This window comes from Klebsiella sp. C283, from assembly GCF_048822555.1.
Classification (GTDB): Bacteria; Pseudomonadota; Gammaproteobacteria; order Enterobacterales; family Enterobacteriaceae; genus Klebsiella; species Klebsiella quasipneumoniae.
Genome location: NZ_JBMEZS010000001.1, coordinates 580241 through 603657, shown reverse-complemented (window position 1 = coordinate 603657; position 23417 = coordinate 580241). Strand labels below are relative to the sequence as shown.

The window sequence follows — 23417 nt, the reverse complement described above, 5'->3', positions numbered from 1 at the left end:
AGGAACAGATTATGACCCACATTATCGCTGTCACCGCCTGCCCGTCGGGTGTGGCTCACACCTATATGGCCGCCGAATCGTTAGAAAGCGCCGCTAAGGCCAAAGGCTGGCAGGTCAAAGTTGAAACCCAGGGCTCTATCGGCATTGAAAACGAGCTGACCGCGGAAGAGATTGCCGCCGCCGATATGGTCATTCTGACCAAAGATATCGGTATCAAATTCGAAGAGCGTTTTGCCGGGAAAACTATCGTACGCGTCAATATCAGCGATGCGGTCAAACGCGCCGACGCGATCATGAACAAGATAGACAGCCACCTTTCCCAACGAGCCTGAAGCCTTAAAAGGGGCGCCCGTGCGCCCTTCGCCACAACATGGAGTTTGTCATGACGAATCGTACTCAACGCCTGAAAGCCAGCCTGTTCGCCCAACCGCGCGAAATATCACTTGAACGCGCCCTGCTGTATACCGCCAGCCATCGGCAAACGGAGGGCGAGCCGGTGATTATTCGCCGGGCGAAGGCCACCGCCTGGATCCTCGATAAGGTAGACATTTCGATTCGTGATGATGAACTGATTGCCGGCAACCGTACCATCAAACCGCGGGCCGGCATTATGTCGCCGGAGATGGATCCCTACTGGCTGCTTAACGAGCTCGACACCTTCCCGACCCGACCGCAGGACCGCTTCGCAATAAGCGAAGAAGATAAGCGCGTTTATCGGGAAACGCTGTTCCCCTACTGGGAAAAGCGCTCAATGAAAGATTTCATCAACGGCCAGATGACCGACGAGGTCAAAGCCGCCGTCAACACCCAAATATTCAGCGTGAACCAGACCGATAAAGGCCAGGGCCATATCATTATCGACTATCCGCACCTGTTGAATAATGGCCTGGACGCGCTGGTTACGGAGATGCAATCACACTGCGCCCGGCAGCCTGATAACCCTTTTTATCAGGCGGTATTGATCCTGCTGGAGGCCTCTCAGCGCCATATTCTGCGCTACGCCGCGCTGGCCGAGGAGATGGCTGGACACTGTCAGGATCCGCAGCGTCAGCGGGAGCTGTTAACCATCGCCGCGATTTCGCGCCACAATGCGCAGCACCGGCCAACGGACTTCCCCCATGCCTGCCAGCTGTTCTGGTATATGAACATCATTCTGCAGTACGAATCCAATGCCAGCTCCATTTCGCTCGGCCGTTTTGACCAGTACATGCTGCCGTTTTATCAGGCGTCGCTGAATCAAGGACAGGATCCGGCGTCGCTCAAGGAGCTGCTGGAGTCGCTTTGGGTAAAATGCAACGACATCGTCCTGCTGCGCTCCTCCAGTAGCGCACGCTATTTCGCCGGTTTTCCCACCGGGTATACCGCCCTGCTCGGTGGGCTAACGGAAACCGGGCGCAGCGCGGTCAATGTGCTGTCATTTTTATGCCTCGATGCCTATCAAAACGTGCAATTGCCGCAGCCGAATCTTGGCGTGCGAGTGAACGAGCTGATTGACCGCCCGTTCCTGCGTAAAACCGCCGAAACCATCCGCCTGGGCACCGGCATTCCACAGATTTTCAACGACGAGGTGGTGGTCCCCGCCTTCCTCAATCGCGGCGTGTCGCTGGAAGACGCCCGCGACTACGCGGTGGTCGGCTGCGTCGAGTTGTCGATCCCCGGCCGCACCTACGGCCTGCATGATATCGCCATGTTCAACCTGCTGAAGGTCATGGAACTTGTCCTGCAGGAAAATGAAGGGCAACCGGAGGTCAGCTGGGAAGGGCTTATCCGCCAGATGCGCGACAAAATTCGCTATTACATCAAGCTGATGGTCGAGGGCAGCAATATCTGCGATATCGGCCATCGCGACTGGGCGCCGGTGCCTCTCCTCTCCTCGTTCATTAAAGATTGCGTGCAGCACGGTAAAGACATCACCGCCGGCGGAGCGCGCTATAACTTCTCCGGCGTCCAGGGCATCGGGATCGCCAACCTGAGCGATTCGCTTTATGCCCTGAAGGGGATGGTCTTTGACCAGCAGCGCCTTAGCTTTGACCAACTGATGGCGGTACTGAAAGCCAACTTCCAGACGCCAGAGGGAGAGAAAATCCGCGCCCGGTTGATCAACCGTTTTGAAAAATACGGCAACGATATCGACGACGTCGATAATATCAGCGCCGATCTGCTGCGCTTTTACTGCAAAGAGGTGGAACAATATCTGAATCCGCGCGGCGGGCGTTTTACGCCCGGCTCCTATACCGTCTCGGCGCACGTGCCGCTGGGCTCGGTGGTGGGGGCTACCCCGGACGGGCGGCTGGCTGGCGAACAGTTAGCGGACGGCGGCCTGTCGCCAATGGTCGGCCAGGATGCTCAGGGGCCGACGGCGGTGCTGAAATCAGTCAGCAAGCTGGATAACTATCTGCTGTCGAACGGTACGCTGCTCAACGTTAAATTTACCCCGGCGACGCTGGCCGGCGACGGCGGGCTGAACAAGCTGGCAGACTTTTTACAGGCTTTCTGCAAGCTCAAGCTGCAGCATATTCAGTTTAACGTGGTCAATGCCGACACCCTGCGTGAAGCGCAGCAACGGCCGCAGGACTTTGCCGGCCTGGTGGTGCGCGTCGCGGGCTACAGCGCCTTCTTTGTTGAGCTGTCGAAGGAGATTCAGGATGACATTATCCGCCGCACCGCGCATCAGCTGTGAGGTGATGGAGACGCGCGCCGACCGGGCGCGCATTTTTAATCTGCAGCGCTACTCGCTCAATGATGGCCAGGGGATCCGCACGGTGGTCTTTTTCAAAGGCTGCCCCCACACCTGCCCGTGGTGCGCCAACCCGGAGTCAATGTCACCCAGGATCCAGACCCTGCGCCGGCAGAGTAAATGCCTGGGTTGCGCCCGCTGCCAGCAGGATGTCGTCGAGTGTCCCTCCGGGGCATGGGAGCAGATCGGTCGCGACATGACGCTGGATAACCTCCTTCAGGAGGTGCTGAAGGATGAAGTCTTCTTCCGCGCCTCCGGTGGCGGTGTCACCCTCTCCGGCGGTGAAGTGCTCATGCAGGCCGAATTTGTCGCCCGCTTTCTCCAGCGCCTGCGCCAGTGGGGGATCCGCACCGCCATCGAAACCGCTGGCGACGGGCCCTTCAACCGTTTTTTACCGGTGGCTGAAGCCTGCGACGAGGTGTTATTTGATTTTAAAATCATGGAACCTGAGCGGGCATTGTCGCTACTGCGAATCAATCAGCCGCGGGTACTGGATAATTTTCGCCAGCTGGCGGCTAGAGAGATCAACCTCATCCCACGCGTGCCGCTGATCCCGGGCTATACCATGAGCGTCGATAATTTTCGCCAGATTCTGAACTTTCTCGCACCTTTTAATCTTACAGAATTGCACCTGCTGCCATTTCATCAATACGGCGAGCCCAAATACCGTCTGCTGGGCAAACCCTGGGCGCTGGCCAGGGTGAAAGCGCCTGACGAAGCGGACATTCAACCTTATCGGGTAATGGCCGAAGCGGCCGGATTCCACGTCACTATCGGCGGTTAACGCCAGGAGGATGTTATGGACTTCAATATTATCGCCGTCACCGCCTGCGTCAGCGGAGTGGCGCACACCTATATGGCTGCCGAACGGCTGGAAAAGGTCGGTCATCATGAAAAATGGCATCTTAAGGTGGAAACTCAGGGCGCGCTCGGCGTTGAAAATCGCATTACCGCAGAAGATATCGCCCGCGCCGAAGTGGTGCTGCTGGTGACGGATATCGAAATTGACGACGCCCAGCGCTTTCGCGGCCTGCGGACGATTAAAACCAGCATCAAGAGCTTCCTGCTGCAGCCGCAGCAGATCGTCGAGGCCGTAAAAAGCATCATGAAAAAGCCGGTCGTCTATGTTGAACTTCCCTGACCGGCGACGGGCCTTACTCTACATCCAGCAACCACTTTTGCGCTGGCGTCAGGCGGCTGGCCGTCTCGGGCGTCAGCCAGCGCCGCTGGTCCTGCTGCGGCGTATCCGCGCGATCGATGTATAACCCATGCAGCACCCGTCGTCTGCTGCCCTCACGATTACGCGTGCCGCCGTGCCAGGCGTGAGCGTTGTAAATCATCACGCTCCCGGCCGGCGCAGCAAACACGATTTCATCAGGGTGGGCCTGCTCCGGGTCGGCCAGTACCTCTTCCGGGAGCTCAGGACGCAGGTGGGTACCGGGGATAATCCGCGGCGCGCCGTTGGCGGCGCTCAAATCGTCTATCGCCCAGATGGTATTCACCAGGTGGACTTTGGGAAAATCCGGGCGCGGCTTTTTCCAGTCGGCGTGCAGCGGCTGGTGGCCGCCGTTATATAACGCCTCGCGCGCGTTCAGGCTGGAGACTTTAAAATCGCCGTTGAAGATATAGCGGCAGGCGGAGAGGATCAGCGGATGAGCCCAGACTTTCTCCCAGATAACCCCCTTATTCACCAGGTTGGCGATCCGCGTCGCGGTCGCTTCCTGATGATGTTCCATCGCCAGATTGTCACCTTCGCGCTCAACCAGGGTATCAATTAGCCGTCGCATTTCGCTCAGCCACTGAGCGTCAACGACGTTATGCACAACGGTGTAGCCGAGGGTGTCGAGCTCGTGTTTCATTTGCGCGCTGAGCGCCAGGCTGGCGCCTAACGCATCGAGAAAGCTAGCTGATGATGAGTTCATGTTGCGTTCCTTTTTAACGTTCCGATAACACAAACAAACTCTACTGGTCCATCCGCGGCATGACAGGAGGCGAGCGCTACGAAAAACTGGACATACGTACGCGAGCCAACAAAGTGTGATGGGCGTCAACAATCACGTTTTCGGCGATGCCGGTGCTGTAGCTGACCGGGAATCCACCGCGCAAAATGGCTTAACAAACGCTGCCGGGGAGGAAAAAATAGATTATCATCAACAGGATAATGCGCATGCTGAGGGCAAAGAATGATTGAAGATCTGCCAAATATACTGCATCGGTTAATCGGTCAAAAAGATCGCTTACAGGTGAGATTTCCTGAGCCGGATATCTCCGTGCCTGCCCTTGCCTTCAACGTACCGTTTCCACGTCTGGAAATTGTGCTGGAGGGTCAGCTTAATGAACAGGGGCTGCCGCTAGCCGCTTCGACGTTAACCGCGCTGCAGGTACTCTACGTGCAGGCGGGAAAGTGGACGCTGCCGCAGTGGACCGGCCCGGCCACTACCTTGAGTATCCTGTTTGGCAGGCAGAAACTGGGATTCAGTATTCAGCGCTGGGACGGGAAAAGCCTGCACACGGAGAAGCAAAGCGTTGCCCGCCTCGGGCCGCGCGTGGGCTCTTACCTGCTGCTGAGCCTGAATGAAGTCAGCCTGCAGCCCGATCCGCTGACCGCCCGGCTGGTGGTCGCCGCGCTACTGAGCCACTGTCGCGAACAGCTGGTTGGGCTGGAAATGCGCGTCAGTCGCAGCCGGGATCTGTTTCTTGCCGTTCAGGACTATCTCGAGGAAAATCTGAGCCTGCCGCTGACGCGGGAATCAGTGGCCAGACGTTTTCACATCACGCCCAACTATCTTTCGCATATTTTTCAGAAATCAGGCTCGGTGGGATTTAACGAATATCTGACCCGGGTGCGTCTTGAAAAGGCAAAACAGTTGCTGCGCGGCTATGACCTGAAGGTGAAAGAGATCGCCCATAACTGCGGCTTTGTCGACAGCAACTATTTTTGCCGGGTCTTCAAACGCTACACCGAGCGTTCGCCGTCAGAGTATCGGCGACACTGCCGCAGCGCGCAGCAGGCCTAACCTGCCGTGTCGGAATATTACGCCCACTCCACGCGCCCGCGCCCGTTGTGCTTGGCCTTGTACAACGCCTCGTCGACTTTGCGGATAAACGTCTCCTGCGCTTCGCCCGGCCGCCAGGTTCCGACGCCAATGCTGATCGACAGCGGTGTTTGATGATTGATCAGGATGGTGCGGGCATTCTCGAGGATCGCCTGCGCCAGATCGTGCAGCTCAGGCTCCGACAGGCCATCGACGATAATGGCAAACTCTTCCCCACCGATACGCGCCGGCAGGACCTGCTCGCTGGTCAGTTTCGCCAGCTGTTTCCCCAGGGAAAATAACACTTCATCCCCCACCAGGTGGCCCCAGGTATCGTTGATTTTCTTAAAAAAATCGATATCCAGGATCATGAGCCCCAAGGCATGTCCGGACTTTTCGCGAATGGTATCGATAAAAAAGCGGCGGTTGGGCAACTGAGTGAGCTCATCTTTTAGGGATTGCGAGCGCGCGTCAACGTACAGCAGGTTGATGCGCTCAATAATTTTGTAGACGCCCACCACGGTCAGCAGCATCCCGGAGAGGCGCAGCAGATCTTCGCAGTAATAGCCCATCCAGCGCGGCTGAACCACCATCTCATCCATCACATCAAACGTGCCGCCGGCAATCCACAGCAGCAGCCCATAGCGCACCCAGTTGACGGCAATATGGCTCATCCGCACCTTCGCTGAGCTCCACAGCATAAACACCAGAAACAGCAGCGCCAGCATATCGATATAGAGCCCGGGGTTGGCCAGGATTTCTCGCCACGTGCCGATGGGCGGCGACACCAGCGCACAGCCGACAGCGACGGCGACGATAACCAGCAGCGCAGGCAGTAGCGTACCCCGCGCCAAAGCGGACGGAATGGGGCGTTTCGCAGGAATAAGGCATTCAGGCATAGCGATGTCTCATGGTAACCACAGGGCCGATCGCGGGACAGGATAGCAGTTAAGCGCAGCGGGACGAATGAAAAAGCGACGCGCCGACAAAACGGCGGTGAGGTAGACTGACCCCGCGGAATTGTTCCAACGTACTACCACTCCATGGCGACGAGGTCAGTGGCGCGGATACTATCGGCTAAATCCATCAGCTGATTAGCTTTCCGTGCGGCGCCACCGATAACCGGCGGCACCTGCTCAGAGATTAGCCGCTGAACACTCGCGCCTTGCCGCTGACCGTCAGTCGCACCGTCGCGCCGGGCTGCCACGCCGGCTGGCTTACGGTTCGCAGGACAATCGGCCGATCGTGCCCGGACATCGACAGCGTCAGTGTGGAGAGCTGGCCGGAGAAATCAACATCGCGGATGGTGGCGGTACTTTCCTGCGGCCCGCTCACGCTGACGCTCAGCTGTTCCGGACGCAACATCACCTTACCTTCACCAGCAGGATGCCCTGCGTCTGTCGCCAGGTCGCCCAGCGCGCAGCTGGCCCGCCCGGGGCTCAGCCGTGCGGGGAGGATCAGGGCATCGCCGAGAAACAGCGCCGTCTCTTCATCCACCGGCTGCGCGTAAACCGCCAGCGGGGTCCCCACCTGGGCGAAACGCCCCTGGCGCATCACCGCCACCTGTGTGGCGAACGACAGCGCTTCGGTCTGGTCATGGGTCACCAGAATCGAGGCGATACCGGTCTCCGCCAGCAGATCGGCGGTCGCTTTGCGCGTGCTGGCGCGCAGTCCGGTGTCCAGGGCAGAAAAGGGTTCATCGAGCAGCATCAGCGCCGGCTGCTGGGCCAGGGCGCGAGCCAGAGCCACACGCTGCTGCTGGCCCCCGGAGATCTCATGCGGCCAGTGGCGCGCCAGGCTGTGGTCGAGGGCGACCATCTCCATCAGCGCGCCCACCCGGCGACGTTTTTCCTCGCGGCTGGCGTCCAGCCCCCAGGCGATATTGTCCGCCACATTGAGGTGAGGAAACAGCGCCCCCTCCTGCGGAACGTAGCCGATCCGTCGCTGGTGGGCAGGAACAAACACGCCCTCGGCAAACAGCGGCGCGCCGTGCATCACGATCCGCCCGCTGTCGGGCGTTTCGAAACCGGCGAGAATGCGCAGCAGCGTGGTTTTTCCCGAACCCGACGGACCCACTATAGCCGTCCGGCTACCCGGCGCCACCTGAAGATGAATATTATCGAGGACCTGCGCGTCGGCGAAGGATTTCGAAACAGAAGACAATTCCAGCATGTTACAACCCTGCCATTTTTTTCGACTGCATATAGAGAACCGCCGTCAGCGGCAGCGAAATGACGATCATCAACAGCGCGTAGGGCGCCGCCGCCACGTAGTCGATCTCGCTGGTTAACGCCCAGAATCCGGTCGACAACGTGCGGGTGCCTAACGGCGAGAGCAGCAGCGTGGCGGTCAGCTCATTGCTGACGCCGAGGAACACCAGCGCGGCGCCGGCGGCCGCCCCCGGGGCGGCAAGCCGCATGGTGATACTCCACAGGGCGCGGGCCGGGCTGCGTCCGAGACTGCGGGCGACGTTTTCCAGCTCCACCGGCGCCTGGGCGATACCGGCGCGCAGGTTAATCAGCGCCCGCGGCATAAACATCAGCAAATAGGCCAGAAACAGCGTCACTTCGGTCTGGTACACCGGACGGGCATAGTGGATGGTGACGGTGACCAGCGCCAGCGCGGTCACGATGCCGGGCAGCGAGCTGGTGATGTAATTACACCCCTCCAGCAGGCGGAACAGCGGACGCGGATAGCGCACGCCGAGCCAGGCGATGGGGATCGCGCAGACCGTCGTCAGCAGCGCCCCGCCCGCCCCCAGCAGCAGCGTTTGACGCAGGGAATGCCACAGATCGGCATGCAGCCAGTTGTCGATACCGCCCAGCCACAGCCAGCGTCCCAGGACCAGCAACGGCACCCCCATCGCCAGCAACACCAGCAACAGAAGCAGCAGCTGCGCGCCGAAAGCGGCCCCTTTACCCAGCACCAGGCGCTTCTGCTCGCGCGCCGCCCCGGCGCCGATACGCGCATAGCGCGCTTTACCGCGCGAAGCGCTCTCCAGCAGCAGGATCGCCAGACAGCACAGAGCCAGCACGCCCGCCAGCATATTGGCGGCCGGACCGCTGAAGGTCGACTGGAACTGATCGTAAATGGCGGTAGTGAAAGTATCGAAGCGGATCATCACATACAGACCATATTCCGCCAGCAGATGCAGGGCCACCAGCAGCGCACCGCCGCAGATAGCCAGCCGCAGCTGCGGGAGCACCACCCGAAAGAACACTTTCCACGGCGGAGTGCCCAGCGATGCGGCGACATCTTCAAGCGTGGGATCGAGTCGGCGCAGCACGGCCGCTACCGGCATATAGATAAACGGATAGTAGGCCAGCACGGAAAGAAACACCCCGGCGCCCAGGCCATGCAGCGAGGGCGCAGCGCTGACCCACGCGTAGCTCTGAACAAAGGCTGGAATGGCCAGCGGGGCCACCGCCAGCGCCGACCACAACTGCCGCCCGGCCAGCACGGTACGTTCCGTCAGCCAGGCCAGCGTCACGCCAAGCACAATGCTGATGGGGACCGCCAGCACCGTCAGCCACAGGGTATTGCTGAGCAGCTCGCCTACCCGTGGGCGAAAGACCAGCGCTTTGATTGTCGGCCAGCCGGTATCGAATCCGACCGCCACCACAAACCCTAACGGCAACAGCGCCAGCAATGAAAACAGGAGCGCTAAGGCAACCATCGGAAATGCAGGACGCCTGCGCTCGGGCAGGCGTCCTGTTTTCTTTCCGAGCGACAGACTCAGAACAGACATAGCAACATCACTTCCTCAGGATCAGAGCAGGCCAGCCTGCGTCATCAGTTCAATGACCTTTTTACTGTTCAGCGAGGAAGGTTCTACCTTCGGGGCATCCAGATCTTTCAGCGGGGTCAGTTTCGGGTTAGAGGCCGCGTCTACCCCCACCGCATATTCGAAGGCGTTATTAGTGCGCAGCGCATCCTGTCCCTGCTTACCGGTGATCCATTTAATAAAGGCCTGCGCCTGCGCTTTATGTTTGCTGGAGGCCAGCACGCCGCCGCCGGAAATGCTGACGAAGGCCCCTGGATCCTGGTGTTTGAAGTAATACAGTTGGGTGTTTTTGCTGTTCTCGCCGGTTTTTGACTGGTCAACGAAGCGATAGTAATGGTAGATCACCCCGCCGTCGATCTGCCCGGCGTTGACCGCTTTCATCACCGTGCTGTTGCCTTTATAGGCGACAAAGTTGGTTTTCATCGCCTTCAGCCAGTCGAGGGTCGCCTGCTCACCCTTCAGCGCCAGCATCGCGCTGACGATAGCCTGGAAATCCGCCCCCGATGGCGAAGCCGCCCAGCGGCCCTTCCACTCCGGTTTTGCCAGATCCATCAGCGACTGCGGCAGCTGCGCCTCGCTGATTTTCGCCGGGTTATAGACGAAGACGGTGCTGCGCGCGGCGATGCCGATCCAGCGACCGTGCTGAGGGCGGTACTGCGCCGGAACCTGCTGCAGGGTAGCCGCATCCAGCGGGGCGAAAAGTTTGGCATTATCAACCAGCACCATCGACGGCGAGTTCTCGGTCAGAAACACATCGGCTGGCGACGCGGCGCCTTCCTGAACCAGCTGATTACCCAGCTCGCTGTCATCACCATTGCGCAGCGTGACTTTAATACCGGTCTCTTTCGTAAATCCATCCACCCACGACTTCACCAGATTTTCGTGTTGGGCGTTGTAGACCACAATCCCGTCCTGACCGTCAGCCGCCATCCCTTGCGGCGCCAGAAACAGAGAAGCGGCAACCAGCGCTGCCGTGCGGAGGGGCGATAAGCGAGATTTCATGAACGCATCCTTAATGAAATAGGGCAATTAATGGTAAATAGCCTGAGCGGAGAGGATTAAATCACAGCAAAAAAAGAATGATAATGAAAACAATTATCATAAACTTAAAAAAGCAAAAAATAGCGCCGGTCTGTTATTAGGGATTAGAAAATGCTTAAAACCATCCGTTCCCGAAATTTAGATTAAGAAAACATTAAGCTGCGATTATTTTATTGCCTTCGTGACAGAGCAGCCGCCTCTGCACGTTATCTGCGGTCTTTGCCGGCGGGTATTGTGATACTGATCATGTTTTTAATATGCGCCGTCATCACGAAAGATATCCTCCTTCTACGATCATTAAAAAGCCTTTACCGTCAGAGGGATGGTTAACTTTATGCACACTCACCCTGGCACGCACGATAAATGAAAGAGATAAAGCGGCGAAACGCATGGATTGCCTTTTCCCTCGCGCTGGTGGTGTTTCTGGCTGGCGTGTTCGTCATTAACTGGCAACTGTGGCATTCCGACCAGGCTGCCCATGTCGCCGCCGCCCGCCAGGCGGCGACGAAAATCGCCGTTATTCTGGATGAGGCCCGCACCGCAACGGTGACGGCGATGAACGTTAGCCGCAGCGGGTGCTCGGAGCAGGGTCAGTTTCAGCTCGGAACGGAGGCCGCCCTGCAGCCGCATCTGCGCACCATTATGCTGATAAAAGAGGGCAAGGTGTGGTGCTCGTCCCTGCCCGGCAACCGGGTCCTGACGCTCAGCCCTGTGTCATTATCTGACGAACCTCTGATGCTGCTCCCGGCCAGAATGATGGTCAATAAGCGTCCGGTACTGATCTATCAGACGCACTCAGCACAGATCCGGGTGATTGTCACTATCAGCGACGTCCATCTGCGCGATGCGCTATATAGCGATTCGGATAGCAACGGGCTGGCCCTATGGGTTCAGGATCAAATGATTGCCAGGCATGGCGATGTCCAGCCACAGGCTGCTGATCCAAGCCGGAGCGTTTTTACCTCGCCGGCCTATCCGTTTCGCATTACCTATCCCGAGTCATCTTTTTTAAGCCCCGGACGCCTGGTGAATAATGGCGCCGGTTTGCTGATTTTTATTTTCTCTGTTTCGCTGCTGTTTTATTTTCTGATGCGTAAATTTCTCAATGTTTACACCTCTGAAGAGGAAAAGTTGCGCTACGCCATCACCCAGGGCTATATCATTCCCTACTACCAGCCTTTGGTGAACGGGAAAACCGGTGAGATATACGGTGTGGAAATACTGGCACGCTGGCAAAACACCACCACGCCCTCGCGTTCACCTGCTGAATTTATACCGCTGGCCGAGCGTACCGGCTTAATTATTCCGCTGACCCGCAGCCTGATGGCGCAGGTAACCGCCCAGATGAGACCGCTCTTTAATAAACTACCGGATGGGTTTCATATCGGCCTCAACATCAGCGCGTCGCATATTAACTCCCCGACGTTTATCGATGATTGTCTGCACTTTCAGCGCGGCTTTGAGGGTAAAGCGGTAAAGCTGATGCTGGAGATCACCGAGCAGGAACCGCTGTTACTCAATGGGGCGGTGGTCGACAAGCTCAACAGGTTACACAACTGCGGGTTTTCCATCGCGCTGGACGACTTTGGTACCGGCTATTCCGGGCTTTCCTATCTGCACGAACTGGTGTTTGATTACATTAAAATCGATCAGAGCTTTGTCGGTCGCGTGACCGGAGAGACGCCGTCAAGCAAGCTGCTGGACTGCGTGATAGAGATGGCCCGAACGCTTTCACTGCGCATCATTGCCGAGGGCGTTGAAACCCAGGCCCAGCTGGATTACCTCAATCGCCAGAATATTCCTCTGCTGCAGGGCTACTTCTTCTGGAAGCCGATGCCCTACGTCGCGCTGGTGATGCTCCTGCTGAGTAAACCGAAGGCACGGATTATCGAAGAATAAGCGGGCGGTCAGTAACCCGGCGGCAATCCTGCCCTGCACACACCTTATCCCTGAGCAAACAGGTTCAGCGCCTCCTGACGGTTCTCTTTAATAGAAAAGATACGATCCATACGGGTAAGCTTGAACAGGTCCTGGATCGTCCCGTTGAGCGAACACAGCACCAGCTCTCCCTGCCCACTGACGCTCTTGAGTATGGATACCAGGGCGCCCAGGCAACTGCTGTCGATAAACTCGACATGGCTCAGATCCAGCAGTACGTTTTTCGTCTCCCCGTCGATGGCCTCGAGGACCTGCTGCTTAAACGCCGAGACAACGGAAGCATCCAGTCGACGCACCAGGGGCACGATAATTTTGACACCCTGCTCAGTATGTAATTCAACGTTCATCTTTATCCTCAATGTTGGCTGACACCTGTCAACGCGACTCAGTTCTGTTCGGCGTGTGCTTTTTTAGCGGGTAATGCCCCAGATATCCCTGGCGTAGCCGCGGATAGTTCTGTCGCTGGAAAACTCCCCCATCCGGCAAATGTTGAGCAAGGCCCGGCGGTGCCAGCGATCCGGTTGTTCAAAATCAGCCATCGCCTGCTGTTGCACCTGACAATAACTGTCGAAATCCAGCAGATGGCAATAATGATCGGCCCCCGTCAGCATCTGATGCAGCGGCGCAAACCGTTCGCGATCGGCGGTAAACTGCCCGGACACCAGGCTATCGACCACTCGCGCGATAGCCGGATTCTGATGATAGAACGCATGGTGATGCCCGAGGCGTCGGCTCTCTTCAATCTCTTCCGCCACCGCGCCAAAAAGATAAAAATTATCGATTCCCACTGCCTCGCGGATTTCGATATTCGCCCCATCATAGGTGCCGATAGTTAACGCGCCGTTCATGGCAAACTTCATATTGCTGGTGCCGGACGCCTCGGTCCCGGCGGTGGAAATTTGCTCAGAGAGATCCGTGGCGGGAATAATTTTTTCCGCCAGCGAGACTTTATAATCTTCGAGGAAAACCACTTTAAGCTGCCCGGCGACCTGCGGGTCACTGTTAATTTTTCGGGCAACGGTATTAATCAACTGAATAATCAGCTTCGCCATCCGGTAGCCCGGCGCCGCTTTACCCGCAAACAAATGGACCTTAGGCGCAATCGTTCTCCCTGCCTCTTTGATCTCCAGGTACAGCGCGATCACGTGAAGAATATTGAGTAACTGTCGTTTGTATTCGTGAATACGTTTGACCTGACAGTCAAACATGGCCAGCGGATCCAGCGGGATGCCGTAGCGTTGCGCCACCAGCTGGCTGAGCGCGGTTTTGTTGGCAAATTTTATGGCCCGGATATTGTCAATAACGGCCGGATCGTCGACCAGGTTTTCCAGACGGGAGAGCTGGGGTAAATCGGTTGGCCACCCCTCCCCCAATTGTTGGTGCAAAAATTCTGCCAGCCCAGGGTTAGCCTGCTGCACCCAACGACGCGGTGTGACGCCGTTGGTCTGATTAATGAATTTCTCCGGGGTGATAAAATAGAAGTCAGGCACCAGCTGTTTTTTGACCAATTCTGAGTGCAGCCACGCCACCCCATTCACGCGATGGCTACCGACAATGGCCAGATTAGCCATGCGGATTTGCTTATCATGATGTTCGTCAATTAAAGACAGCGAAGATAACAGATGATTTTTATCCGGCCAGCGCCGGGCCACCGCTTCGAGAAAACGGTGGTTAATCTCAAATATAATCTGCAAATGACGCGGCAGAAGTTTCTCAAACAACGACACCGGCCAGGTCTCCAGCGCTTCCGGCATCAGCGTATGATTGGTGTAGGCGCAGGTATTTTGCGTTATCTCCCACGCCTGCTCCCAGGGCAGTCGGTATTCGTCCACGAGGATCCGCATCAGCTCCACCACCGCCAATGCCGGATGGGTGTCATTAAGCTGAATAGCCACATGCTGCGCCAGCAAAGTAATGTCGTCATTAACCTCAGCGTAGTCACGAAATATATCCCGCAGCGTACAGGCCACCAGAAAATATTCTTGGGTCAGCCGCAGCTCTTTTCCGGTCAGCACCTCATCGGAAGGATAGAGTATTTTTGAAATATTCTCCGAGGCGATTTTTTCACTCACCGCCTTGATATAATCGCCGCGATTAAAAATATGGATATTAAAGGAGTCAGAGGCTACCGCGCTGTAGAGACGCAGCTTGTTGGTGGTCGTATCCCGGTAGCCGGAAACAAAATAGTCATGGGGAATACCAACGATAGTTTTCCAGCCGAGCCACATCGGGTTGTAATTACCATCAATATCTTCGCTGTGCTCGATATACCCCCCCAGCGGGATTAGAATGTGCTGGGCGTGATGCTCCACCAGCCATGGGGAATGCATGGAGTGCCAGTCATCAGGATGTTCGATCTGCTGATCGTTTTGAAAGGACTGGCGAAAAAGGCCATATTCGTATTTGATGCCATGCCCGGACGCTGCAATGTCAAGGGTGGCCATCGAGTCGATAAAGCAAGCGGCTAAGCGCCCTAACCCGCCGTTACCCAGCGCGGCGTCAGGCTCCTCGTCAAGGAGCCGTTCAAGATCAAACCCCAGGTCATTGACCACCTGGCGCATCTCCGACAGTAAATTCACATTCACCAGGTTATTACGCAGCGACTGGCCGAGTAAAAACTCCATCGACAGGTAGTAAACTCGCTTTTTTCGCGCTTCGCGCTGCCGCGCCTGGCTCGACAGAAAATGGTCCTGCTGAAAATGACGAATGGCCAGCGCCACCGCGTTAAAAATATCGCCTTGCGTGGCTTTATTTAAGCTGACACACAGCGTGTATTTTAATTGCTCTTCAACCAACGCCCGTAATTCTTTGATATCTTGCGGATTAATGACAGGCATGCTGACCTCACTGGTCTCTTTTCTGCGTAAAACCGTGGCAGGTAAATCATCATTTTTCCAAGTATAGACGAAGTTTTTTTGCGGAAAGTTTTTTATTCCTGAGCATCAATTCGCTTATATCGTGCTTCGGAACAATTAACATTCCTCCTTTTAAACGGATTGGTGGTTTTATTTTCGCCAGCTGATTACGCTGCGGCGCTGACAGAGTCAACGAGATTTCGCATGGCGGGTTTACGAAGTCGAAGGTCAGGATGAAGCGCGGTTGGGATGGTCAAAGGGAAAAGCAAAAAGGGGTTACCTTTCGGTAACCCCTTCTTTTATATGGCGGAAGCGCAGAGATTCGAACTCTGGAACCCTTTCGGGTCGCCGGTTTTCAAGACCGGTGCCTTCAACCGCTCGGCCACACTTCCGGTGTGAGGCGCACTATAAACACCTCGGCGGATGCTGTAAAGCACCATTTTGTTCAACTGCCTTAAAAACAAACAAATCTGTGTTATTCGTCTGAATTTCAGGCAGTTCGCACAGAAAATCAGCGCCCATCGCCGCTCGTGGACGGCAGTTTCTTTATGTACATATCTTTGGTGTAGTAGTACCCCAGCTTGTCCGGCGTGAAGCCGCCCACCCAGGGCTTCACTAAATGGGTACGCACATAGTGATAGACCGGAATGGCGGGGACATCCTGCGCCAGCAGATCTTCCGCCTGCTGATAGTATTTGCCGCGGGTCGCCACGTCGGCGGCTTTCGCCGCGTTGTGCAGCGCCTCATCGTATGCCGGGTTGCTGTACTGACTGGTGTTCTCGCTATCCCCGGTGCGGAAGGTATTGAGGAAGGAGGCGGCATCGTCGTAGTCGGCAATCCACGCGTAGCGGACGGCGTCAAAATTATGCGTATGCATCGTATCCAGCATCGTCTTCCACTCCTGGTTCTGCAGCTTCACCTCGACGCCGAGGTTTTTCTTCCACATAGAGCTGGCGGCGATGGCGATGCGCTGATGTGACTCGTAGGTGTTATATAGCAGGGTAAAGACCAGTGGGTGCCGCTCATCGTACCCCGCCTGCGCCAGCAGTTTTTTCGCCTCGGCAATCCGCTTCTCGCGCGGCCAGCTGGCATAGTCCGGGTTGTGTAGCGTCACGCCGCCAATATCCGGCTGACTGATCACCCAGGCCGGGCGCTGGCCCTGGCCGAGTACTTTTCCGGCAATGATATCTTTATCAAGCGCCATATTCAGCGCCCGACGCACGCGCGCGTCGTTAAACGGCGGCCGGGTGGTATTGAACTCGTAGTAATAGGTCGCCAGCTGTGGCGAAACGTCCAGCTGGTCGCCCATGGTTTTCTGCAACTGCGCAAACTGATTGATCGGCACCGTGTAAACAATATCGATCTCCCCCGCTTTGTAGCGATTAACATCGGCGGCCTCGGAAGAGACTGGCAGGTAAGTGACTTTATTGATAACCGTGTGCGCATTGTCCCAGTACTTCACATTACGTTCAGCCACCAGCCGTTCATTCACCACCCATTGGGTCAGCTTATAGGGCCCGCTGGTGACGATATGCTCTGGCCGGGTCCATTTATCGGCAAAACGCTCCACCAGCACTTTGTCGATCGGCACCAGCGCGGGGTGCGCCAGCATCGCCAGGAAGGCAGCATTCGGCTGAGTCAGGGTGACCTGCAGCGTGGTGTCGTTTAGGGCTTTCACCCCCAGCGTCTCGGGGCCCTTTTGCCCCAGGGCAATCTCTCGGGCGTTGGTGATATGCATATTGCCGGGGTAGCTTGCATAGGGGGAGGCGGTGGCCGGCGAGACCAGCCGTTGCCAGCTCCAGACGATATCCTGCGCCGTGATGGCCGTGCCGTCGGACCAGGTCAGACCGGGACGTAAATGGAAGGTCCACAGCTGGTTGTCCTTGTTTTCCCAGCGTTCCGCCAGCCGGGGCTCGACCGCCCCCGCAGGCGATACGCTGACCAGACCTTCGAAGAGATCGCTAATAATATTATTTTCAACGTCGCTCTCGACTTTGTGCGGATCGAGCGAGGCTGGTTCACTGCCGTTATTTCTGACCAGCTCCTGCTTTTCCGCCAGCTGGGTGCCCGGCGGCACCTGCGCCGCCTGCGCCCCGCCGATCATTGCTATCATACTGACTGCCAGCAGCGTTCGCGTGATGTGATTGCTTTGATGTAATGTCATTTCCCTTTGCCTTTAACGTACGGAGTTATTCCCCCTTCCACACTTAGTCGCAGAATTTCAATAAAGCAATATTTTTCAGTAACCTATAAGATTTCGATCGGCTCACCGAAGCGAAACGCGAAAACATATCGCTTTTTCCAATCCATGCAGAATTATATGCTAGTCAAAAGCGGCAAAAGCTAAGTAAAGATGGGTAAAAGCATTAGGGCTTCACGCTTGTTTTTCTTATTCTTTATACCTAATTACATCTGTCATAAGAGAGTGACTCATGGATCGCATAATTACATCATCGCGTGACCGTTCCTCGCTGCTCAGCACGCACAAGGTTCTGCGTAACACCTACTTCCTGCTCAGCCTGACGCTGGCGTTTTCCGCCATCACCGCTACCGCCAGCACGGTGCTGATGCTTCCTTCCCCGGGGCTGATTTTAACCCTCGTGGGGATGTACGGTCTGATGTTCCTGACCTATAAAACGGCGAATAAGCCCACCGGGATTATTTCCGCCTTCGCCTTCACCGGGTTCCTCGGCTATATCCTTGGACCGATGCTGAACGCGTACCTTTCTGCCGGCATGGGCGATTTGATCGGCCTGGCGCTGGGCGGTACGGCGCTGGTCTTCTTCTGCTGCTCGGCCTACGTGCTGACGACGCGCAAAGATATGTCTTTCCTCGGCGGGATGCTGATGGCCGGCGTGGTCGTGGTGCTGATTGGTATGGTCGCTAATCTGTTCCTGCAGCTGCCGGCGCTGCACCTGGCGATTAGCGCGGTGTTCATCCTGATCTCTTCGGGCGCCATCCTGTTCGAGACCAGCAACATCATCCGCGGTGGTGAAACCAACTACATTCGCGCCACGGTCAGCCTGTATGTCTCGCTGTACAACATCTTTGTCAGCCTGCTGAGCATCCTGGGCTTCGCCAGCCGGGACTAACCGTTCCCCTGCTAACAAAGGCCTCGCTTATGTGGGGCCTTTTTTTTTGCTACACTGCTGCCAGTTTCAGGCGGTATGTGAAAAATTATGTTTATTTTTGAAGGCAACGAAATTGAGACGGATAGCGAAGGCTATCTGAAAGATACCACCCAGTGGAGCGAGGCGATGGCCGACGTCATCGCCGCGCAGGAAGGGATAACGCTCGCCGTTGAGCACTGGGAAGTGGTGCGCTTTGTACGCGAGTTTTACCTTGAATTCAACACCTCACCAGCGATCCGCATGCTGGTAAAGGCGATGGCCAACAAGTTTGGCGAAGAGAAAGGCAACAGCCGCTATCTCTATCGCCTGTTTCCGAAAGGCCCCGCCAAACAAGCGACCAAAATCGCCGGTCTGCCGAAGCCGGTGAAGTGCATCTAATAGAGGATCGCGAACTTGTCCCAGCTGCGGGTGGGTTGATGGGGTTCAGTCAACACTCGGTCAACCCGCGCGCTGCGCGGCCCACCGGCTTTCAGCCAGGCGATGAGTTTCTCCACCTGCTCCGCCTCGCCGCAGGCAAGCACTTCCACGCCGCCGTCGTCCAGATTACGGGCATAGCCGGTCAATCCCAGCTGCAGCGCTTCCCGCTGTGTCGAATAGCGAAATCCTACGCCCTGAACCGAACCGTAAACCCATGCCATCGTGCAGATACTGGCCATCATCGTCTCCTTTTCGCTCACCCTTTACGCTGAGGATAGCAAATTCATTCAGCGTACGTGCTTTGGCAGTAAACCATAGTGCTGACGGAAGCGCGCGGTAAAGCGCGATCCCGACTGATATCCGCTGTTCTGCGCAATTTCCCCGATGGGCCGCGAAGTGGTCTGCAGCTGCCCCAGGGCATGGGCCATCCGCACCTCCTCGACAATCTGGCGAAAACTCTGCGATTCCTGCTGCAGCCGACGGCGCAGAGTGGACTCGCCGAGAAAGAGCATTTTCGCTACCCGCGACACGCTCCACGCTTGCGCTGGCGACAGCATGACCAGTTGTCGAACCTGCGCCGACAGATCCTGCTGCCGCTCGACGAGCAGCGGGCCGGCATAACCCGCCTCGTGCAAGGCCAGCAGCAGGCCCATGGTCTGATGCTGCTGCAGAGAGGGGGACAAGCCTTCCCGCACCGCCTGCAGAACGCTTTGCCACATAAACGCCAGCTCAGTCGTCACCGGGGCGCAGAGCGAGGTCAGACGCCCGGGCGGTGGTTCACTGACATAGCGGGTCTTGAACGCCGTCAACAGCTCGGGCGTCAGCGACAGCAGATCGGAGCAAAAGAGGCCATTCTCCGGCTGGTTAATCACCTCCAGCTCAACGTCAGCCGGCAAAACAATCAGCTGTTGCGGGGTCGCCAGCACCCGGCTCTCCCCTTGCACAATCACCTTGCTGCCGCGCTTTACCCGACAGAGCGCCGGGGCGAACAGACGCACCCGATGCAGCCTGCATAGCCGTCGGGTGGTGATCTCCGCGGCGGTCAGGGCGTTATGCTGAAAATGAATACTCTCCATCCGACCAACCTTTTATTTTAGCGCCCGGCCGTCGCCGTCAACTGGGCGCTGGCGAGAGCATGGCTGTGTAACAGATACCCGACCAGCGCCCCGCTGGCATCGGCGTTCACCGGCAGCGTGGGGATATCCAGCGCCCACACCGTAAAACGGTAGCGATGCGGTTTATCTCCCGCCGGCGGGCAGGCGCCGCCGAAGCCGGCATAGCCAAAATCGTTGCGGCCCTGTACCGCTCCGTTCGGCAGTGTAGCGCTGTTTTTATCTCCCGCGCCAGCGGGCAGAGAAGAGACGCTGCTGGCAATATTGACTAACGTCCAGTGCCACCAGCCGCTGCCGGTAGGCGCATCAGGATCCCGGACGGTGACCGCGAAGCTGCGCGTGCCTGCCGGGGCGTTTTTCCATGCCAGCTGTGGAGAGACATTGCCTCCTGTGCAGCCGAAACCGGTAAACCAGTGCTTCTGGGCCAGCGGCTGCCCGTCACGCATATCATTGCTGCTCACGCTAAACGGCGCAGCCATCGCGCCACTGCTCACTGCCGCAACCATCGCCACAACTATCCGCATACCTGTTTTCATCGTCTTCTCCTCCTGGGGGTGAGAAGACAGAGTATGAAACGCCGCGCAAAGTGAATGTGCTGAAGCGCCTGCATTTTGTGCCGAAACGCTCAACCGCGCCTGGCGGGGGAAAGATGCTTGTATGCGCCAGGTGTGCTAATCTACGCGCCATTTTTCGGTGCCGACATTCCCGTTGCTTAAAGGTAGCTCCATGACAGATTCCCTATTCCCCCGCTTAGTGTTAGCCAAAGGACGCGAAAAATCCCTGCTGCGTCGCCATCCGTGGATTTTCTCCGGCGGCGTCGCCCGCATGGAAGGTAAAGCCCGCAGCGGTGAAACCATCGATATCGTTGACCATCAGGGAAAATGGCTGGCCCGCGGCGCTTACTCGCCGTCGTCGCAGATCCGCGCCCGCGTGTGGACCTTCGATCGCAACGAAGCCATTGATAACGCCTTCTTTGAACGCCGCCTGCAGCAGGCGCAAACCTGGCGTGCCTGGCTGGCCGAGCGCGATGGCCTCGACAGCTACCGTCTGATCGCCGGCGAGTCCGATGGGCTGCCGGGCGTGACAATCGACCGCTTTGGCAACTTTTTCGTGCTGCAGCTCCTCAGCGCAGGCGCCGAATACCAGCGCGCCGCCATCATCAGCGCCCTGCAGAGCCTGTTCCCAGACTGCGCCATTTACGATCGCAGCGATGTCGCGGTGCGTAAAAAAGAGGGGCTGGAGCTGGCCCAGGGGCCGGTAGTGGGCGAACTTCCGCCAGCGCTGCTGCCGATCGCTGAGCACGGCATGAAGCTGTTGGTCGATATCCAGGGCGGGCACAAAACCGGCTACTACCTCGACCAGCGCGACAGTCGCCTGGCGACCCGTCGCTATGTGGCGGACAAACGGGTGCTGAACTGCTTCTCTTATACCGGCGGCTTTGCGGTGTCGGCGCTGATGGGCGGCTGCCGCCAGGTCACCAGCGTGGATACCTCGCAGGAGGCGCTCGACGTTGCGCGCCAGAACGTGGAGCTCAACGGACTGGATCTGTCCAAAGCGGAGTTTGTGCGCGACGACGTGTTCAAACTGCTGCGTAAATACCGCGATCAAGGGGAGAAATTCGACGTCATCGTGATGGATCCGCCGAAATTCGTAGAAAATAAAAGCCAGTTGATGGGCGCCTGCCGTGGCTATAAAGACATCAATATGCTGGCGATCCAGCTGCTGAACCCCGGCGGCGTGCTGCTGACCTTCTCCTGCTCCGGCCTGATGACCACCGATTTATTTCAGAAAATCATCGCGGATTCCGCAATTGATGCCGGACGTGATGTACAATTTATAGAACAGTTCCGTCAGGCTGCCGACCATCCGGTGATCGCAACCTATCCGGAAGGGCTGTATCTGAAGGGGTTTGCCTGTCGCGTCATGTAACTTGAAAAACGAAACATGAGCCTCATATAGGGAGTATTCATGTTTCCCAGGAGGTGCCTGTGATAGCCAGCAAATTCGGTATCGGCCAACAGGTCCGCCATACGCTCTTGGGCTACCTGGGCGTCATCGTCGATGTCGATCCCGAGTACTCGCTCGCGGAACCGGAAGAGGATGAAATTGCCGCCAATGACGAACTGCGCGCGGCCCCCTGGTACCATGTAGTGATGGAAGATGATGATGGCCAACCCATCCATACCTATCTGGCAGAAGCGCAGCTGAGCAGCGAACCCCGCGACGAACATCCGGAGCAGCCGTCCCTCGACGAGCTGGCCAAAACAATTCGTCAGCAGTTGCAGGCGCCGCGCCTTCGCAATTAAACAAAACCCCGCCAGGCGGGGTTTTTTGTTATTTTGCTAATCCCAGTCGCGGTAGCTCAATGGCCGGACAACGATCCATCACCACGTTTAACCCGGCTTCTCGGGCCAGCACCGCGGCCTGTTCATTGATCACCCCCAGCTGCAGCCACAGCGTTTTCGCGCCGATAGCAATCGCCTCCTGCGCCACGCCCCATGCCGCTTCTGAATTACGGAAGACATCAACCATGTCGACCTTTTCCGGAACATCGGCAAGCGTTCCATAGCCCTGCTGCCCCAACAGCGTCTTGCCTGCCACCTTCGGCGAAACCGGGATAACGTGATACCCCTGATCCAGCAGATACTTCATGACCCGGTAGCTCGGACGGTCAGGTTTGTCGCTGGCGCCGACCAGCGCAATCGTCCGTGTCGAGGTCAGGATATCGGCAATATCGTTCTCTTTCATGGTTTCCTCCTGCTATTTCACCTAAGTGTATGCTAATCCGCAGCAGGGGGCCATCCAGGCTAACCCGCAGATTCAGCAAAATTTTCATCCCTGATGCTTGCAGCGACAGCCACATTCAGTAATCTGTCAGCAGGTCAAAATGCGGAATGAAAATATGGAACTGACAACACGTACCCTGCCTGCGCAAAAACATATCGCGCTGGTGGCTCACGATCACTGTAAAGATATGCTGATGAAATGGGTTGCTCGCCATCAGGCGCTGCTGGCGCAACATGTTTTGTACGCCACCGGCACTACCGGCAACCTGGTCTCCCGGGCTACCGGGCTGGAGGTCAATGCCATGCTGAGCGGCCCGATGGGCGGCGACCAGCAGGTGGGTGCCCTCATTTCAGAAGGGAAAATCGACGTGCTGATCTTCTTCTGGGATCCGCTGAACGCCGTTCCCCACGACCCGGATGTCAAAGCCTTGCTGCGTCTGGCCACGGTCTGGAACATTCCGGTCGCCACTAACGTCTCCACCGCCGACTTTATTATCCAGTCGCCGCACTTCGCTCAACCGCTCGATATTCTGATCCCGGATTATCCGCGATATCTTGCCGAGCGCCTGAAATAATCGAAC

The 23417-nt window shown here is 57.2% G+C and carries 24 protein-coding genes, 1 tRNA gene and 1 pseudogene; 13 read left to right on the top strand and 13 right to left on the bottom strand.

Translation table 11 applies throughout. The features are described from left to right. Window positions 1-11: 11 nt before the first annotated feature. Genes ACOI7Z_RS02770 through ACOI7Z_RS02755 form a run of 4 tightly spaced genes read left to right on the top strand, consistent with a single transcriptional unit; the run spans window position 12 to window position 3878 of the window. Window positions 12-332: a PTS fructose-like transporter subunit IIB gene (locus ACOI7Z_RS02770; RefSeq protein ID WP_023289076.1), complete on the top strand. Its 321-nt coding sequence runs from the start codon at window positions 12-14 to the stop codon at window positions 330-332. Window positions 333-382: 50 nt separating this feature from the next. Next, complete coding sequence (locus tag ACOI7Z_RS02765; RefSeq protein ID WP_087849017.1) at window positions 383-2680, top strand: formate C-acetyltransferase; 2298 nt, start codon at window positions 383-385, stop codon at window positions 2678-2680. After that, on the top strand, window positions 2646-3521 hold the full coding sequence (locus ACOI7Z_RS02760) for a [formate-C-acetyltransferase]-activating enzyme (RefSeq protein ID WP_087849018.1): 876 nt from the start codon (window positions 2646-2648) through the stop codon (window positions 3519-3521). The genes ACOI7Z_RS02765 and ACOI7Z_RS02760 overlap by 35 nt, the downstream gene beginning before the upstream one ends. A gap of 15 nt (window positions 3522-3536) precedes the next feature. After that, the gene (locus ACOI7Z_RS02755; protein ID WP_023289073.1) at window positions 3537-3878 is read left to right on the top strand and encodes a PTS fructose-like transporter subunit IIB; all 342 of its coding nucleotides are present in this window, start codon (window positions 3537-3539) and stop codon (window positions 3876-3878) included. Between the two features lie 13 nt (window positions 3879-3891). Here ACOI7Z_RS02755 and ACOI7Z_RS02750 read toward each other — a convergent pair whose 3' ends face one another. Further along, window positions 3892-4659: a phytanoyl-CoA dioxygenase family protein gene (locus ACOI7Z_RS02750; protein ID WP_023289072.1), complete on the bottom strand. Its 768-nt coding sequence runs from the start codon at window positions 4657-4659 to the stop codon at window positions 3892-3894. Between the two features lie 115 nt (window positions 4660-4774). On the opposite strand from ACOI7Z_RS02750, the gene ACOI7Z_RS02745 reads away from it, so the two are divergent. Together ACOI7Z_RS02745 and ACOI7Z_RS02740 are read left to right on the top strand one after the other, a co-directional pair. Next, complete coding sequence (locus ACOI7Z_RS02745) at window positions 4775-4924, top strand: hypothetical protein (RefSeq protein ID WP_158238152.1); 150 nt, start codon at window positions 4775-4777, stop codon at window positions 4922-4924. Next, on the top strand, window positions 4921-5754 hold the full coding sequence (locus ACOI7Z_RS02740) for a helix-turn-helix transcriptional regulator (RefSeq protein WP_087849019.1): 834 nt from the start codon (window positions 4921-4923) through the stop codon (window positions 5752-5754). The genes ACOI7Z_RS02745 and ACOI7Z_RS02740 overlap by 4 nt, the downstream gene beginning before the upstream one ends. Window positions 5755-5771: 17 nt before the next feature. On the opposite strand, the gene ACOI7Z_RS02735 is transcribed toward ACOI7Z_RS02740, so the two are convergent. From ACOI7Z_RS02735 to ACOI7Z_RS02720, 4 genes are all read right to left on the bottom strand, one after another. After that, entirely contained in the window at window positions 5772-6671 is a 900-nt protein-coding gene (locus tag ACOI7Z_RS02735; RefSeq protein ID WP_087849020.1) for a GGDEF domain-containing protein, read from the bottom strand. A 244-nt stretch (window positions 6672-6915) separates the two neighbouring features. Then, window positions 6916-7944, bottom strand: a complete 1029-nt coding sequence (locus tag ACOI7Z_RS02730) for an ABC transporter ATP-binding protein (protein WP_023289069.1) — start codon at window positions 7942-7944, stop codon at window positions 6916-6918. A 1-nt stretch (window position 7945) separates the two neighbouring features. Continuing rightward, entirely contained in the window at window positions 7946-9520 is a 1575-nt protein-coding gene (locus ACOI7Z_RS02725) for an ABC transporter permease (RefSeq protein WP_168380165.1), read from the bottom strand. Between the two features lie 21 nt (window positions 9521-9541). Next, window positions 9542-10558, bottom strand: coding sequence for an iron ABC transporter substrate-binding protein (locus ACOI7Z_RS02720; RefSeq protein WP_065881796.1), 1017 nt, complete (start codon window positions 10556-10558; stop codon window positions 9542-9544). A 402-nt stretch (window positions 10559-10960) separates the two neighbouring features. Between ACOI7Z_RS02720 and ACOI7Z_RS02715 the strand changes: the two are divergent. Next, window positions 10961-11572 (top strand): annotated as a pseudogene (locus tag ACOI7Z_RS02715) (CSS-motif domain-containing protein); the annotation flags it as partial. Window positions 11573-11686: 114 nt separating this feature from the next. After that, on the top strand, window positions 11687-12496 hold the full coding sequence (locus ACOI7Z_RS02710; RefSeq protein ID WP_223822591.1) for an EAL domain-containing protein: 810 nt from the start codon (window positions 11687-11689) through the stop codon (window positions 12494-12496). A gap of 44 nt (window positions 12497-12540) precedes the next feature. Here ACOI7Z_RS02710 and ACOI7Z_RS02705 read toward each other — a convergent pair whose 3' ends face one another. The 4 genes from ACOI7Z_RS02705 to ACOI7Z_RS02690 form a co-directional block, all read right to left on the bottom strand. Then, window positions 12541-12882 carry an STAS domain-containing protein gene (locus ACOI7Z_RS02705; protein ID WP_065881799.1) on the bottom strand — a complete coding sequence of 114 codons (342 nt, stop codon included), beginning with the start codon at window positions 12880-12882 and terminating at the stop codon, window positions 12541-12543. 63 nt (window positions 12883-12945) lie between these two features. Then, entirely contained in the window at window positions 12946-15372 is a 2427-nt protein-coding gene (locus ACOI7Z_RS02700; protein ID WP_087849022.1) for a glycogen/starch/alpha-glucan phosphorylase, read from the bottom strand. A gap of 322 nt (window positions 15373-15694) precedes the next feature. Then, window positions 15695-15782 (bottom strand) — tRNA-Ser (locus ACOI7Z_RS02695). A 119-nt stretch (window positions 15783-15901) separates the two neighbouring features. Next, a complete protein-coding gene (locus ACOI7Z_RS02690; RefSeq protein WP_087849023.1) occupies window positions 15902-17554 on the bottom strand; it encodes an ABC transporter substrate-binding protein in 1653 nt (550 codons plus the stop codon). A gap of 268 nt (window positions 17555-17822) precedes the next feature. On the opposite strand from ACOI7Z_RS02690, the gene yccA reads away from it, so the two are divergent. Then, entirely contained in the window at window positions 17823-18482 is a 660-nt protein-coding gene (gene yccA, locus ACOI7Z_RS02685) for an FtsH protease modulator YccA (RefSeq protein WP_002898458.1), read from the top strand. A gap of 87 nt (window positions 18483-18569) precedes the next feature. Next, entirely contained in the window at window positions 18570-18899 is a 330-nt protein-coding gene (gene tusE, locus ACOI7Z_RS02680) for a sulfurtransferase TusE (RefSeq protein ID WP_004201447.1), read from the top strand. Here the strand turns inward: tusE and yccX are convergent. Genes yccX through ACOI7Z_RS02665 form a run of 3 tightly spaced genes read right to left on the bottom strand, consistent with a single transcriptional unit; the run spans window position 18896 to window position 20586 of the window. Next, entirely contained in the window at window positions 18896-19177 is a 282-nt protein-coding gene (gene yccX / locus ACOI7Z_RS02675; protein ID WP_004201446.1) for an acylphosphatase, read from the bottom strand. The two genes, tusE and yccX, sit on opposite strands and share 4 nt — an antisense overlap. A gap of 48 nt (window positions 19178-19225) precedes the next feature. Further along, entirely contained in the window at window positions 19226-20014 is a 789-nt protein-coding gene (locus ACOI7Z_RS02670) for an AraC family transcriptional regulator (RefSeq protein ID WP_023289061.1), read from the bottom strand. A gap of 17 nt (window positions 20015-20031) precedes the next feature. Further along, window positions 20032-20586, bottom strand: coding sequence for a YbhB/YbcL family Raf kinase inhibitor-like protein (locus ACOI7Z_RS02665; protein ID WP_086075744.1), 555 nt, complete (start codon window positions 20584-20586; stop codon window positions 20032-20034). A gap of 190 nt (window positions 20587-20776) precedes the next feature. Here ACOI7Z_RS02665 and rlmI point away from each other — a divergent pair, with 190 nt between their 5' ends. Together rlmI and hspQ are read left to right on the top strand one after the other, a co-directional pair. Further along, window positions 20777-21979 carry a 23S rRNA (cytosine(1962)-C(5))-methyltransferase RlmI gene (gene rlmI / locus ACOI7Z_RS02660; protein WP_023289059.1) on the top strand — a complete coding sequence of 401 codons (1203 nt, stop codon included), beginning with the start codon at window positions 20777-20779 and terminating at the stop codon, window positions 21977-21979. A gap of 59 nt (window positions 21980-22038) precedes the next feature. Further along, window positions 22039-22356 (top strand): heat shock protein HspQ, encoded by a 318-nt coding sequence (gene hspQ, locus ACOI7Z_RS02655; RefSeq protein ID WP_023289058.1) that lies wholly within the window; start codon window positions 22039-22041, stop codon window positions 22354-22356. A 28-nt stretch (window positions 22357-22384) separates the two neighbouring features. Here the strand turns inward: hspQ and ACOI7Z_RS02650 are convergent, their stop codons facing one another. After that, on the bottom strand, window positions 22385-22798 hold the full coding sequence (locus tag ACOI7Z_RS02650; protein ID WP_004201441.1) for a CoA-binding protein: 414 nt from the start codon (window positions 22796-22798) through the stop codon (window positions 22385-22387). Between the two features lie 154 nt (window positions 22799-22952). On the opposite strand from ACOI7Z_RS02650, the gene mgsA reads away from it, so the two are divergent. Next, window positions 22953-23411 (top strand): methylglyoxal synthase, encoded by a 459-nt coding sequence (gene mgsA / locus ACOI7Z_RS02645; RefSeq protein ID WP_004201439.1) that lies wholly within the window; start codon window positions 22953-22955, stop codon window positions 23409-23411. Window positions 23412-23417 lie beyond the last annotated feature (6 nt).